17 protein-coding genes and 1 riboswitch are annotated in these 12,956 nt (G+C 47.3%); of the genes, 7 read left to right on the top strand and 10 right to left on the bottom strand.

The genetic code is table 11. The features are described 5' to 3' along the window. Nucleotides 1-24 precede the first annotated feature (24 nt). The 6 genes from MHI30_RS06210 to MHI30_RS06185 form a co-directional block, all read right to left on the bottom strand. Entirely contained in the window at nt 25-1,182 is a 1,158-nt protein-coding gene (locus MHI30_RS06210) for an acetylornithine transaminase (protein WP_075754976.1), read from the bottom strand. Then, a complete protein-coding gene (argB, locus tag MHI30_RS06205; RefSeq protein WP_075754974.1) occupies nt 1,179-1,955 on the bottom strand; it encodes an acetylglutamate kinase in 777 nt (258 codons plus the stop codon). Before argB ends, MHI30_RS06210 begins: the two co-directional genes overlap by 4 nt. A 13-nt stretch (nt 1,956-1,968) precedes the next feature. After that, nucleotides 1,969-3,189, bottom strand: coding sequence for a bifunctional ornithine acetyltransferase/N-acetylglutamate synthase (argJ, locus tag MHI30_RS06200; protein ID WP_075754972.1), 1,221 nt, complete (start codon nt 3,187-3,189; stop codon nt 1,969-1,971). A 19-nt stretch (nt 3,190-3,208) separates the two neighbouring features. Continuing rightward, complete coding sequence (argC, locus tag MHI30_RS06195; protein ID WP_075754970.1) at nt 3,209-4,246, bottom strand: N-acetyl-gamma-glutamyl-phosphate reductase; 1,038 nt, start codon at nt 4,244-4,246, stop codon at nt 3,209-3,211. A gap of 357 nt (nt 4,247-4,603) precedes the next feature. Then, nucleotides 4,604-4,912, bottom strand: coding sequence for a metal-sulfur cluster assembly factor (locus MHI30_RS06190; RefSeq protein WP_075754968.1), 309 nt, complete (start codon nt 4,910-4,912; stop codon nt 4,604-4,606). Nucleotides 4,913-4,974: 62 nt separating this feature from the next. Then, entirely contained in the window at nt 4,975-5,742 is a 768-nt protein-coding gene (locus MHI30_RS06185; protein ID WP_075754967.1) for a prolyl oligopeptidase family serine peptidase, read from the bottom strand. A 122-nt stretch (nt 5,743-5,864) separates the two neighbouring features. On the opposite strand from MHI30_RS06185, the gene MHI30_RS06180 reads away from it, so the two are divergent. From MHI30_RS06180 to guaC, 4 genes are all read left to right on the top strand, one after another. Then, on the top strand, nt 5,865-6,677 hold the full coding sequence (locus MHI30_RS06180) for a Cof-type HAD-IIB family hydrolase (RefSeq protein ID WP_020450916.1): 813 nt from the start codon (nt 5,865-5,867) through the stop codon (nt 6,675-6,677). Between the two features lie 98 nt (nt 6,678-6,775). Further along, a complete protein-coding gene (locus tag MHI30_RS06175; RefSeq protein WP_003180548.1) occupies nt 6,776-6,916 on the top strand; it encodes a hypothetical protein in 141 nt (46 codons plus the stop codon). A gap of 1 nt (nt 6,917) precedes the next feature. Next, entirely contained in the window at nt 6,918-7,106 is a 189-nt protein-coding gene (locus MHI30_RS06170) for a DUF3813 domain-containing protein (protein WP_075754966.1), read from the top strand. Between the two features lie 178 nt (nt 7,107-7,284). Beyond that, nucleotides 7,285-8,265 (top strand): GMP reductase, encoded by a 981-nt coding sequence (guaC, locus tag MHI30_RS06165; protein WP_075754964.1) that lies wholly within the window; start codon nt 7,285-7,287, stop codon nt 8,263-8,265. Between the two features lie 91 nt (nt 8,266-8,356). Here the strand turns inward: guaC and MHI30_RS06160 are convergent, their stop codons facing one another. Then, nucleotides 8,357-8,809, bottom strand: a complete 453-nt coding sequence (locus MHI30_RS06160) for a BsuPI-related putative proteinase inhibitor (protein ID WP_075754962.1) — start codon at nt 8,807-8,809, stop codon at nt 8,357-8,359. Between the two features lie 15 nt (nt 8,810-8,824). Next, on the bottom strand, nt 8,825-9,667 hold the full coding sequence (locus MHI30_RS06155) for a YitT family protein (RefSeq protein WP_154495632.1): 843 nt from the start codon (nt 9,665-9,667) through the stop codon (nt 8,825-8,827). Between the two features lie 163 nt (nt 9,668-9,830). Between MHI30_RS06155 and MHI30_RS06150 the strand changes: the two genes are divergently transcribed. After that, nucleotides 9,831-10,691, top strand: a complete 861-nt coding sequence (locus tag MHI30_RS06150; protein WP_075754958.1) for a DegV family protein — start codon at nt 9,831-9,833, stop codon at nt 10,689-10,691. A gap of 41 nt (nt 10,692-10,732) precedes the next feature. On the opposite strand, the gene MHI30_RS06145 is transcribed toward MHI30_RS06150, so the two are convergent. Then, nucleotides 10,733-10,939, bottom strand: a complete 207-nt coding sequence (locus MHI30_RS06145; protein WP_075754956.1) for a spore germination protein — start codon at nt 10,937-10,939, stop codon at nt 10,733-10,735. 154 nt (nt 10,940-11,093) lie between these two features. Between MHI30_RS06145 and MHI30_RS06140 the strand changes: the two genes are divergently transcribed. After that, a complete protein-coding gene (locus tag MHI30_RS06140; RefSeq protein ID WP_075754954.1) occupies nt 11,094-11,216 on the top strand; it encodes a DUF3941 domain-containing protein in 123 nt (40 codons plus the stop codon). Nucleotides 11,217-11,254: 38 nt separating this feature from the next. Here the strand turns inward: MHI30_RS06140 and MHI30_RS06135 are convergent, their stop codons facing one another. Next, entirely contained in the window at nt 11,255-12,103 is an 849-nt protein-coding gene (locus MHI30_RS06135; RefSeq protein WP_075754952.1) for a S1 RNA-binding domain-containing protein, read from the bottom strand. 161 nt (nt 12,104-12,264) lie between these two features. Between MHI30_RS06135 and MHI30_RS06130 the strand changes: the two genes are divergently transcribed. Continuing rightward, nucleotides 12,265-12,756: a YajQ family cyclic di-GMP-binding protein gene (locus MHI30_RS06130; RefSeq protein WP_003180528.1), complete on the top strand. Its 492-nt coding sequence runs from the start codon at nt 12,265-12,267 to the stop codon at nt 12,754-12,756. 77 nt (nt 12,757-12,833) lie between these two features. Continuing rightward, nucleotides 12,834-12,945: riboswitch (SAM riboswitch) on the top strand. Nucleotides 12,946-12,956: the final 11 nt, after the last annotated feature.

Raw genomic sequence — 12,956 nt, 5'->3', positions numbered from 1 at the left:
TTATACTGATATATCGAAAAAAAATTACTGTTTTACAGCTGAATGATCTGCCATGACAGCCTTCAGCTTTTCCACGGCCGCTTTGATTTCGCTTTTCGCAACCGTCAATGGCGGCAGTAGTCTGATCACGTTCGGACCCGCGGGAAGAACGAGCAAGCCTTCCTTTTGAAGCGCTTCGATCAGCGGCTGCACAGGTTCTTTGCACTCGATTCCGGCGATCAGCCCTTTCCCGCGGATATCTTTTACAAACGGAAATTGAAGCTTATCTTTCAGCTGTTGATGCAAAAATGCTCCTTTGGCGCTCACTTCTTCAAGAAAGCTGCTTTCAAAAATGGTCTCCAACGTGGCGTGTGCCGCAGCCATCGCCAGCATGTTCCCTCCGAATGTCGTGCCGTGGGAACCCGGAGAGAACGCTTCTGAAAGCTCTTTTTTCCCGATGACGGCTCCGACCGGAAAACCGCTGCCCAGCCCTTTCGCGACGGTGATGATATCAGGTGACAGCCCTTCGTGTTCATATCCGAAAGCTTTACCGGTGCGGCCGATTCCGGTTTGAACTTCGTCAATGATAAGAAGAGCCTGCTTTTCGCGGCAAAAATCTTGAACGCTCTGCAGAAATTCCCTGCTCGCAGGGATGACGCCGCCTTCGCCTTGAATCGGCTCGAGCATCACCGCCGCGATATCTTTTTCATCCTGCAATTCGGCAAATGCTTTCGGCTCGTTGTAAGGTAAGTAGTGGAATCCTTCAAGCATCGGTCCGAATCCGAGCTTGATCTTTTCCTGTCCGGTTGCGGCCATTCCCGCATACGTGCGTCCGTGGAACGATTGCTGAAACGTTACGATTTTTGTTTTTTGCGTGTGTTTTCGCGCGAGCTTCACCGCCCCTTCATTCGCTTCCGCCCCGCTGTTGCAAAAAAAGACAAGATCGCCTGCACTGTTTTTGGCAAGAAGCTGTGCAACCTTTTCTTGAAGTTCATTTTGAAACAGATTGGAAACATGCCAGACATCATCAAGCTGTTTTTTGACAGCAGCTGTCACTGAATCAGGGCAATGCCCGAGATTGCAGACCGCGATTCCCTGGACGAAATCGAGATAGGCGTTCCCCTTCTCATCCTGAACGATCGTGCCTTTCGCTTTTTTAATATTGATATTCCAGCGGCTGTACGTCTGAAATAAATGACTCACAATACGGCCTCCTTTTGTTTAATGATTTTCGTGCCGATGAAATCGTCTTTCGTGAGGAAAGATCCTTTTCCGCTCACGATCATCACTTCATCCACTTCATCTGTGAGGGCTTCCTTTGCAGAATCCACTTTTGGTATCATGCCTCCCGAGATCACGTCTTCAGCAATCAGGCTTTCGATGTCTGCTGGCGTCAGCTCTTTCAGCATTTCTTCGTTTTTCATAATCCCGTTGACGTCTGTCACAAAGATTAATTTGTCAGCGCGCAAGGCTGCCGCAACAGCCGACGCCGCCAAATCGGCGTTCACATTCAAAGTCTCACAGTCATCCGTCATCGAGAGGGGGGCGATAACCGGAATAAACCCTTTTTCCATGAGCGCTTCGGCCATTCCGACGTTCACTTTTTTAATGCGCCCGACCTGACCGTATTCTTTTTCATTTAAATAGTCGGCAAGGAGCAGTCCCCCGTCTTTTCCTGATACGCCGACAGCCGGAAGGCCGTGCTTTGTCAGCTCGGCAACGAAAAATTTGTTGATCGAACCGGACAAGACCATCTCAGCAACTTCAAGAACCGCTTTTGTCGTCTTGCGCTGTCCGTTGACGAATTCGGTTCGAATATTGAGTTTCTTCAGCATCTTTGTAATATCGGGCCCGCCCCCGTGGACGAGTGCGATTTTCCAGCCGCTTTCAGTCAGCTCTTTCAGATTTTGAAAAAATTCGTCCGATAGTTCGCGGATGACGCTTCCGCCGCATTTAAAAACGATTGTTTTATCCATTGTGATCCCCTTTTTACGTACGATAGCTCGCATTGATTTTGACGTATTCATAAGTTAAATCGCAGCCCCACGCCGTACCCTTTCCTTCACCTTCCTGCAAGTGAACCTCGATTTTCACTTCGCTGTTTTCTAAATATGTTTTGGCCAGCTCTTCTGAAAAAGGCTGCGGTTCGTTGTTTTTAAAAAGGCATTGGCCGCCTAGGCGGATTTCCACCTTCTCCGGTGTCACAGCAGCCATGCTGTCCCCGATTGCGACAACGATTCTGCCCCAGTTCGCATCCGTGCCGTAAACCGCGGTTTTTACAAGGTTTGAGCCGACGATTTTTTTGGCGATGATTTGCGCTTCAAGATTGCTTTTCGCGCCGTTCACTTCAACCTCGATCAGCTTTGTCGCCCCTTCCCCGTCTCTCGCGATTTGTTTGGCGAGGTCTGTGCAGACAAGCTGCAGGCCTTTTTTGAAAATCGGCCAATCTTCGTGTTCTTCATGGAGGCGCTCATTTCCGGCGCATCCGTTCGCCATGACGAGCACCATATCGTTCGTCGATGTGTCGCCGTCGACCGTTATCTGGTTGAATGAAACGTCCGTAATTTCCCTCAATGCCCTTTGCAGCGCGCTTTCTTCGATGGATGCATCTGTTGTGACAAAGCCGAGCATCGTCGCCATATTCGGGTGGATCATCCCCGACCCTTTTGCCGCTCCGCCGATCGTCACTCTTTGACCGCCGATCATCAGTTCATAGCACGTTTGTTTGATCACCGTGTCTGTCGTTAAGATCGCTTCTTCGAAATCGCCTTCGGCAGGCTCAGTCTCGGCGAGAAGGCTGATGCCTTTTGTAATGCTCGCCATATTGAGGTATTCGCCGATGACGCCGGTTGAGGACACGGCCACCAGTTCCGGCTCGACCCCAAGCATATCAGCGCTTTGACGGCGCATCTCATATGCATCTTTTAAGCCCTGCTCTCCCGTGCATGCGTTGGCATTGGCGCTGTTGACGATGACGGCTTGCAAATGCGCGCTTTTTTTGAGACTTTCCTGCGTCACCTTGATCGGCGCAGCCTGAAAGTGGCTTTGCGTATAAACGGCGGCGCTCACCGCCGGTCTTGAGCTGATGATGATTCCAAGATCCTTTTTGGAATAGCGGAGGCCGCAGTGAACTCCTTTTGCCAGATAGCCTTTAGGCGAAGCGACGCTTCCGTCTGTTTTTTTTATGCTGTCTTGACTCACCTGAATCATAAGTTTGTTCTCTCCCGTCTTATGGATAAATAGGCGTAAATTCAAGCCCGGCGGTTTCGCTCCAGCCGTTCATAATGTTGAAGTTTTGAACAGCCTGACCCGCGGCTCCCTTCATCAAGTTATCGATCACTGACACAATTGTCACTCTGTTCGTCCGTTCATCAACGGTAACGCCGATATCGCAAAAATTGCTGCCGTACACCTCTTTAGTCGCAGGGAATGCACCGGGTTCTCTCACCCTGACAAAGTATGAATCTTTATAAAATTTAGAAAAAATAAGTTGGAGCTGTTCGGCATCTATGCTGTCTTTCAGCTCTGTGTAGATGGTCGCCATAATGCCCCTTGTCATCGGAACTAAATGCGTGCTGAATGTGATCGGTTTAAATGCGGAGTCCCATTGTTTAACAGTCTGCTCGATTTCAGGCGTATGCTGGTGTTCGTTTACCTTGTATATTTTGAAATTGTCATTGACCTCTGAAAAATGAGTGCCCATCGACGCCTTTCTGCCTGCTCCCGATACCCCTGTTTTCGCATCGATGATGACAAAAGATTCGTTGATGCTGCCGCTTTTGACGAGCGGCGCCAAGCCTAGAAGAACCGCTGTCGGAAAACATCCTGGATTGGCTATGTACTGCGCCGTTTTAATGTCTTCCCGATTCAGCTCAGACAGTCCGTATACCGCTTTTTGAAGCACGTGTTCTGGCGTGGCTTCCCTTTTGTACCACTTTTCATAGACGCTCGGGTTCTGCAGCCTGAGATCGCCGGACAGGTCAATGATCGGTATGTCATATGCATTAAACTGTGGCGTCAGCCGGCTGGATACCCCCGGAGGCGCAGCCATAAATAAAAAATCGATTTCATTCGCAATCTTCTTTACCTCGATTGGTTGCAGGTGTTGATCTGTCAGTTTCATAAGGTGCGGGTATGCGGCATCATAGCGGGCTCCCTCATCACTTGATGAATACAATATGCATTCATCTGCATAAGGGTGAGACTTCATAATCCTCATAATCTCTGCCCCTCCATAGCCAGTAGCACCTATAATACCTATTTTCAAAACAAGTTCACCTTCTTGGTCTTCGTGAAATTATTTAACATTATAACATGAATAAAAATTAATTCAATTGTATATTTAATATTTTTTCATTCACCTTTCATATTGGTTCTTTCCTCCCGCTGGCGGTCCTTTCGGCGGCTTGGTCGTGCTCCGTTCCCATCTTCCCGGATTCTCCGTTTTTCAAACCTGAGAATGTGCCGACTGGCGTTTTTGCAATAAAAAAAGAACGCCTTATTACAAGCGTTCTATTTATAACAGGAGTGGCGATCTGCCAGGATACGCCCGCGTATCTATTTCGGCGGCTCCCTTTTCGAAAAAGAAAGAGCCTGTCAACGAATGAGCAGGCTCTGAAAATGTTTATTGGATGCCAAGTGCGATTTTCGCATATCGCGACATTTTGTCCCGTGTCCAAGGCGGATTCCAGACGATTTGAACATCAACTTCCTTGACTTCTGGAATATCTGCGAGCGCTTTTTTGACTTCATCTACGATGATCGGCGCCAGCGGACAGCCCATTGAAGTTAAAGTCATGGTCACGTCTGTTTTGCCGTTCTCATCCATATCCACGTCATATACAAGGCCGAGATTGACGATATCGACACCCAGTTCAGGGTCAACGACCTGTTCAAGGGCGCCCATGATGTTCTCTTTTAATGCTTCATCCACTCTTCCTCACTCCTTTTTTCATCAGTATAACGCACTTCGTTCATTTTCTAAAACGATAGCACTTAAAGGTGCGCTTCAAACCATTCGACTGTTTTCAAAAGGCCTTCTCTCGATACTTTATGTCCGGCCCGCTCATCTTCGATAAAATGCAGCAGATCAGGCTGAGCTTTATACAGCGGAATCGTCGATTCATAGAAGCGGCGCGCCAAAGCAAACGGAACGGTGCCATCCTGTTTGCCGTGCCAAAATAAAAGCGGCCTCATTTTCAATTTGTCCGGCTGCAGACTCAAGTCAAAACGCTTCAGTTTATTGCGCTGCTGTTCGATTTGTTCTTCTGTGAAAGGAAGTTCAATTTTCTTTTCACGCATAAAAGCGAGCTGTTGATCAAAAAATTCTACATAGGCGGGACTGCCCATTAAACTGACGGCAGTTGTAATCCATTCGTATTGGGTCAAAGCGCCGAGCGTGACAATGCCGCCCATCGAAGTTCCGGCGGCGCCGATACGGCCCTTTTCAATCAGGTTTTCCTGTTCAAAGTGGTTTTTCAGCACTTCGAGCTCTTTGATTTCATTCGTGACGATCTCCCAAAACCTCGGGGCGAGCTCTTCCTGAGTGAGCTGTTCATCCCTCTCCCCGTGACAAAGAGCCTCAGGCAGGATCACGCGCATTCCTTTTTCGGCAAGCAGATATGCGAAGTGAAGGTTATGCTCTTTTGCGCTTGTAAACCCATGTATGAAGAAAACAAGAGGAAGAGCTTTCTCTTTTTTCTCCTCTTTTACAATATGCAAAAGAGGAATGTTTGAAATATGTTGCTTCTCGATAATGATCACGACTGTTTCTTCCTCCTTTTAGGATGTCCATCATCATAAGTTTAACATGTAGACAATAAAGAAGGTAAAAAGATACACTATAGGTAAGCCAGAACTTTCAAATTCACAACAAAGGAGCATTTATGGAGACAAAACCATATTTAATTGCATTGGACTTAGACGGTACATTATTAAAAGACGACAAGACCATCTCGGAAAGCTCCAGCGACGTCATCCGCAAGCTGCGGGAAGATGGACATTACGTGTGCATTTCTACGGGAAGACCGTTCCGAGCAAGCTCCGTGTATTATGATCAGCTCCAGCTTGATACGCCGATCGTCAATTTCAACGGGGCGTTTGTCCATCATCCTAAAGATCAAAGCTGGGGACGCTTCCATACATCTCTTGATCTCGAGGTGGTCAAACAGATCATTGAAGTCAGCGAGACATACAACGTACATAATATCCTTGCTGAAATTGTCGATGATGTTTATTTTCATTATCATGACGAAAAACTGATTGATGTCTTTACGATGGGCAGCCCGAATATTACGGTCGGAGATTTAAGGACAAACCTCGGCCAAGATGTGACAAGCGTACTGATCCACGCAAAAGAAGAGGATGTTCCGGCGATCCGCTCCTACCTGTCAGACGTTCACGCGGAGATGGTCGACCATAGAAGATGGGCAGCCCCGTGGCATGTGATCGAACTGATTAAAAGCGGCATCAATAAAGCGGTCGGCTTAGAGAAAATCACAGACTATTACGGGATACCGCCAGAGCGGGTCATTGCCTTCGGCGATGAAGACAACGACCTTGAAATGCTTGAGTTCGCGGGCTGCGGCGTGGCGATGGGCAACGGCATCGAAGGGGTAAAAAGCGTTGCAAACAAGGTTACAAAATCGAACGAAGAAGACGGTATCGCAGTCTTTTTAAAGGATTACTTCGCTTTATAATTTTATAATTTGCCATTCATAAACGGCTTTTCAAAACGGCAATACTATGAGAAGACGGCCGCACCGGACCGTCACTCGTGTTAAGGGGGAATTTTAAGATGGGTAAACGCAGCAAATCAAAACGGTTTATTCAGCAAGGCAAGGATTCGCTTAAACAGCATGCCGCCAGGTTCCCTTACCGCTCCACATTAGAAGAGGCTGAACAAAAGAGCGGCCCGACGGAATGCGGAGGGCTGTAACATGAGAAACGAACTGTTTCAAATGGCCAAAGCAGCCGTTCATGAAGCTGAAGCTTCGACGGATTCAGGTGAAAAGGCGAAAGCCGTTGCAAGAGCCAAAAACGCCCTTTCCTCAGCATTTGCCAATTCAACTGATGCCGAACGGCGCCAGCTTCACAATCTTCAGGAGCAGCTAGATCAACTATCATAAACACCCACCGGCTTTTTTCACAGCCGGAAAGGAGTCTGTGCCATCGGCACGGCTCCTTTTTTATGTTTCTAATTTCAAAACATAAAAATTTGACATCGGAAGCAAAAGGAAGTACATTATAAAAGGCGAACATTTTATATTAAAAACAAATAAATATTCGTTTTTGGGGGTTTTTATATTGGAAAACGTGTTTGATTACGAGGATATTCAACTAATTCCTGCAAAGTGCATCGTCAAGAGCCGCTCTGAATGTGATCCGTCCGTGCAGTTCGGCGGAAGAACATTTAAACTGCCTGTGGTGCCCGCCAATATGCAGACCATTATAGATGAAAAGCTGGCTGTTTCATTAGCGGAAAACGGTTACTTTTATGTGATGCACCGCTTTGAGCCGGAAACACGGATCGATTTTGTGAAAGACATGAAGGCGCGCGGTTTGTTTTCTTCAATCAGCGTCGGAGTCAAAGATGACGAATATGCGTTTATCGAAGAGCTGGTGAAAGAGAATCTCACGCCTGATTACATCACGATCGATATCGCCCACGGTCACTCGAACGCCGTCATCAATATGATTCAGCACATTAAAAAACTTCTTCCGAACAGCTTCGTGATCGCAGGAAATGTCGGAACGCCCGAAGCTGTGAGAGAACTTGAAAACGCCGGCGCCGACGCTACAAAAGTCGGCATCGGTCCCGGAAAAGTCTGCATTACAAAAATCAAAACCGGTTTTGGAACGGGCGGCTGGCAGCTGGCTGCGCTGCGCTGGTGTGCAAAAGCGGCGAGCAAGCCGATCATTGCAGACGGCGGCATCCGCACCCACGGGGACATTGCCAAATCGGTCAGATTCGGGGCGACGATGGTCATGATCGGTTCGCTGTTTGCCGGACACGAAGAATCGCCCGGGGCAACGATCGAAAAAGACGGCAGGCTCTACAAAGAATATTTTGGTTCCGCTTCTGAGTACCAAAAAGGTGAAAAGAAAAATGTCGAAGGCAAAAAAATGTACGTGGAGCATAAAGGCGCGATCATGGATACGCTGACAGAAATGGAACAGGATCTGCAGTCATCCATTTCTTACGCGGGAGGAAACAAGCTCGATGCGATCCGCAACGTAGATTACGTTATCGTTAAAAATTCTATTTTCAATGGGGATCAATATTAACGGTCACAGGGTGGTGTTCAGGCAGCCGCCGTCCCTTCCTGCCTGACAGCATACAAAAAAGGCATCCTTCCCGGGATGCCTTTTTTGACGGCTATTTCACTTCAAATGTTTTGCCGGCCCTCAAAGTTGCAAACTGTTCCGATCTTCCCAAAAATGTCACGTTTACTTCATACGTGCCGGGTTCAGGCACCTCTTTCCATACATCAGTAAAATCGTAAGACTCTTTCGGATTAAGCGTCATCGTCTGGAACGCCTGCGTAAACATTTTTCCTTTCGAATAGCGGTACCTTTCATTCCCTTCTTTGTCGCTGACGATCAGCTCAAATTTCTGTCCGCTGCTGAATTCAAACTCTGCCACGTCATCCGTATGGTTGACAACCGACATCCGAAATTCGATTTCTCCCTGCTTCTGGACGGGTTCAACCGTCAATGTCACACTCCCGTTATCCACTTCCCCTGATACCTCCTTATCGGGGACTTGATCCCCGTTTTGCCCGCATCCACCGACAAACAGCAACATTACAATCATGGAAATCAGCCGCATTCATTCACCCTTTCATTAATCTTTGCGGAAAAACCCTAAAACCTGCGTTGTCTGGACGACGTTTGTGAAAGCATTTGGATCCACTTCATTAATGATTTTTTCCAAGTCGTATAATTCGTACCTTGTGATGACAATGATCATCATTTCTTTCTGTTCATTCGTAAAGGCGCCTTTCGCTGGAACTGTTGTAATGCCGCGGACCATCTTTCCGTAAATCGCTTCTTTGATCTCCTCCGCTTTCTTTGTGACAATCATAACGGTGAGCTTGGCGTGGCGGGTGTGGATGGCATCAATCACCCTGGTTGTCACATATAGTGTAACGAGCGTATATAATGCTTTCTCCCACCCGTTCAATAATCCTGCTGTTAAAATGATCGCACCGTTTAAAATAAAGAAATAGGTACCGACCGGTTTGTCTTTCCACTTCGCCAGGATCATCGCGATAATATCCAAACCGCCCGTTGAAGCCCCGTATTTAAGGGTCAGGCCGATTCCGACCGCAGAGATCACTCCGCCAAAAACGGCATTCAGCAAAATATCGTTTGAAAGGCTTGTTTCCGGCAGCATGCCAAGGAACACCGTTGTCAGCGCAACACTTAAAACACTGTAAACCGTAAAAGAACGCCCGACCTTCAGCCACCCCAAAATGCCGACGGGAATGTTTAAAATAAACAATAGCGTCCCCGTTGAAAAATAAATCGGGCTGTACTGGTCAAGCGCACTCGATAAAAGCTGCGCCACCCCCGTAAAGCCGCTGGCGTAAACATCGGCGGGAATCAGAAACAGATTCAATCCGATGGCATTTAACAAGGCGCCGATGATGACAATGAACAATTTTTTTGCTTCAGCTATGACCATATTTAGTTCCTCCGCTACTTTCGTATATATTTGGTTTACCCTTAAAACAATATTTTGAAAACGTCAATGTGAAAATATATGATATAGTTGACCTAAAAAACGAAGTATACCGAAGGACAGCTTGGCGTCCTTTTCAACCATTTTTTAGAAAGAAGGGGTTCAAATGAACGTTCACCTTTTAGCAGACAGTGCGGCAGATTTGCCGAAATCTTTTTATGATGAACATCACATCTCATTTATTCCGTTAAGGGTGCTGCTTGATGAAAAAGAGTACGATGACCTTCTGACGATTCAGCCTCTGGATGTTTATGAAGCGATGCGCGAAGGCAAAGCGCCGAAAACGTCCCAGCCGTCCATGATGCGGTTCAAAAATGCATTCAGCGAGCTGGCCGGCGAAAACAAACCCGCTCTCTATATCGCCTTTTCTTCAGAGCTTTCCGGAACATACCAGACGGCTGTGATGGCGGCAAACGAAGTCAAGGAAGAGTTCCCTGATTTCGATTTGCGGATCATCGACTCAAAATGCGCTTCATTAGGCTATGGGCTCGCAGTCAAGCACGCCCTTAAACTCGCAACTAACGGCAATACAATACAAGAAATTGAATCGTCTGTAAAGGACTTTTGCGAACATCTTGAACATATTTTTACCGTTGATGACCTGACTTATTTGGCAAGAGGCGGAAGAATCAGCAAAGCATCGGCATTTGTCGGCGGTTTGCTGAATATTAAACCGCTCCTGCATGTTGAAGACGGCAAGCTTGTCCCCTTGGAAAAAATCCGGGGCAAAAAGAAGCTGCTCAAACGGATGATCGAATTGATGAAAGAAAGAAGCGTCGATTTGAGCGGACAGACGGTCGGCATCAGCCACGGAGATGACGAAGAGACGGCCGAAGAGGTCAAACGGATGATCGAAGCCGAATTTCAGCCGGGGGAAATCGTCATCAACATGGTCGGTTCAGCGGTCGGCGCCCATTCCGGACCCGGAACATTGGCGGTCTTTTTTCCGGGGAAAGACAAAAGATAAGGTAAAACAGAGGCCTGCTTGATAAAAGCAGGCCTTCTTCGTCAGCTGTCTTCGGTGACTGTTTCTCCATCAGCGGCAGGTGTAAGCGCTCCACCAAGAAAGCCGGCAGCCGCTGTCGCGACATCAGGACCTCCAGACCCTTCGACCACTTTTTCCATTGTGATCGGACAAATTTTGAACGCACCGCCGAAATTGACGACTCCTCCTGCCGAGACACGTTGAATGTTAACTGAACAGCAATGTTTCATACCAAGTCTCCTTTTTTGAGTCTTATGATATGTGTATGCTGGCGGTACAAGAAGGCATAAACTTCCCGGCAAAAAACATCGCGGCTGGGAGAGTACATAGTTTCGCCGACAGTGTGCAAGCTAAAAGCGACATTTTGACAGGAGGTGCTTCCTCATGAAAGATGATGATAAAAAGCCGGTTGACAATAACGCCGTCAACCAGCAGAAAAACCGGCTCGCCGAAAAGAACAGACAAGCCGGTAAACACCAGGAATCAAAGAAGACTGATCACCTGTAAAAAACCGGCGGCGTCCTCATCGGAACGCCGCCTTATATTTATTTTTTCTCGTATGTCCAGCCCTCTTCCTGATAGATTTTATCCTGTTTCATCAGATGGCCGAGCGCCCTTTTAAATGCTGCTTTGCTCATGTTGAAGCGCTCTTTGATATCCTCCGGGTCGCTTTTATCCCAAAACGGCATCGCGCCGTTTCTCGTTCTCATATAAGTCAAAATTTGTTCTGCATCAACCGACAAGGCATCCTGCTTTCTTGGCAGAAGCGACAGATTAACAGAACCGTCTTCTTTTACTTTGATCACCCTTGCGGTCAGCTTTTCGCCGAGCCTCGGCTCTTCCTTTCGCTCAGAAGAATGGATAAAGCCTCTGATGCCGGTTTCGGAAATCATAAAAGAGCCTGATGCGATCAAGCGGTAGATCGTCCCGGTGAGCTCTTTATTCATCAAACCGGGTGAAGCTTCAGTAAACAGCTCGCTGATCTTATCCTCCGGCGCCGGTTTGGCAAACATCCTTCCGTGCCCCGTGATTTTCAGCATACAGTACAGCCTGTCCCCTTTTTGCGGCCATACTGATTCATACGGCGGGAGATGCTCTGTCGCAACGAGGGCGTCCTTGGAGAGCCCGACATCGACGAAAACCCCCATGCCGCTGACGGCATCAACGACTTCCACCCAGCCGTACTGTTCAGCGCTGATGATCGGCTTTCTCATCGTAGCTGCCAGGCGATCTTCATGATCGACATATAAAAAGACATCGACCTCCTCTCTGTCTTCAATATCCTCGGTGATCTCGCTCTGATGCAGAAGGACCGCCGTTTCGCCGTCCGTCAAAAAGTAACCGTAATCGGCTTTATGATCTATTTTCAATGTTAGCTGCTGTCCTGGTTTCATACTGTTTCTTCCTTTCTTATCCGCCTGTTTTTCTTTTTCTTATTATTCCTCCAATGTTCAAATTATTGCCGGATCGCGGCCAGACAAACCGCTCGATATTGGAAGTTTCACCTTATTCTACTATAATTGACTCATAAGTAAAATGGATGGAGGTTTTTCACATGGCGAAAGAAAGCTCATTTGATATCGTCTCAAAGGTTGAACTGCCTGAAGTTCAAAACGCAATCCAGACCGCTCTTAAGGAAATCGGCACACGCTATGATTTCAAAGGGTCAAAAAGCAGCATCACACTCGAAGGAGACGAGCTCGTTCTTGTATCGGACGACGAATTTAAAATGAACCAGCTGAAAGACGTGCTTGTCGGCAAACTGATCAAGCGGAACGTCCCGACGAAAAACATCGAATACTCAAAGCTTGAGAACGCTTCGGGCGGTACGGTCAGACAGCGCGGAAAACTAGTTCAGGGCATCGACAAAGAAAACGCAAAAAAAATCAATAACCTGATAAAAAAATCGGGTCTGAAAGTTAAATCGCAAGTGCAGGACGATCAAGTCCGCGTAACCGGAAAAAATAAAGACGACCTTCAGCAAATCATTGCGATGGTGAGAGAAGCCGACCTGCCGATTGATGTTCAATTTATAAATTTTCGATAAATTCTTAATTTACTGTTGATTATTCCTCCGATTTTCGGTAAATTGAGTAAAAGTAATCAATAGAAACTGAATAGCTGTTCTTATCAAGAGAGGCAGAGGGACTGGCCCGATGAAGCCTCAGCAACCGGTGAATGAATATTCATGACCAAGGTGCTAAATCCAGCAAGCAGTCTGCTTGGAAGATAAGAAGACGGACAAAT

It is taken from the genome of Bacillus sp. FSL L8-0528, assembly GCF_038593085.1.
Classification (GTDB): Bacteria; Bacillota; Bacilli; order Bacillales; family Bacillaceae; genus Bacillus; species Bacillus paralicheniformis.
This window is presented reverse-complemented; position numbering and strand designations above follow the sequence as displayed.

What these genes read in the sequence shown, in the direction of transcription:
- MHI30_RS06160 (WP_075754962.1), bottom strand. Translation starts at nt 8,809, where the DNA reads ATGCGGCTGATTTCCATGATTGTAATGTTGCTGTTTGTCGGTGGATGC.
- MHI30_RS06145 (WP_075754956.1), bottom strand. Translation starts at nt 10,939, where the DNA reads ATGAAACATTGCTGTTCAGTTAACATTCAACGTGTCTCGGCAGGAGGA.
- MHI30_RS06130 (WP_003180528.1), top strand. Translation starts at nt 12,265, where the DNA reads ATGGCGAAAGAAAGCTCATTTGATATCGTCTCAAAGGTTGAACTGCCT.
- MHI30_RS06135 (WP_075754952.1), bottom strand. Translation starts at nt 12,103, where the DNA reads ATGAAACCAGGACAGCAGCTAACATTGAAAATAGATCATAAAGCCGAT.
- MHI30_RS06175 (WP_003180548.1), top strand. Translation starts at nt 6,776, where the DNA reads ATGGGTAAACGCAGCAAATCAAAACGGTTTATTCAGCAAGGCAAGGAT.
- MHI30_RS06140 (WP_075754954.1), top strand. Translation starts at nt 11,094, where the DNA reads ATGAAAGATGATGATAAAAAGCCGGTTGACAATAACGCCGTCAACCAG.
- MHI30_RS06180 (WP_020450916.1), top strand. Translation starts at nt 5,865, where the DNA reads ATGGAGACAAAACCATATTTAATTGCATTGGACTTAGACGGTACATTA.
- MHI30_RS06170 (WP_075754966.1), top strand. Translation starts at nt 6,918, where the DNA reads ATGAGAAACGAACTGTTTCAAATGGCCAAAGCAGCCGTTCATGAAGCT.
- argB (WP_075754974.1), bottom strand. Translation starts at nt 1,955, where the DNA reads ATGGATAAAACAATCGTTTTTAAATGCGGCGGAAGCGTCATCCGCGAA.
- MHI30_RS06150 (WP_075754958.1), top strand. Translation starts at nt 9,831, where the DNA reads ATGAACGTTCACCTTTTAGCAGACAGTGCGGCAGATTTGCCGAAATCT.
- argJ (WP_075754972.1), bottom strand. Translation starts at nt 3,189, where the DNA reads ATGATTCAGGTGAGTCAAGACAGCATAAAAAAAACAGACGGAAGCGTC.
- MHI30_RS06155 (WP_154495632.1), bottom strand. Translation starts at nt 9,667, where the DNA reads ATGGTCATAGCTGAAGCAAAAAAATTGTTCATTGTCATCATCGGCGCC.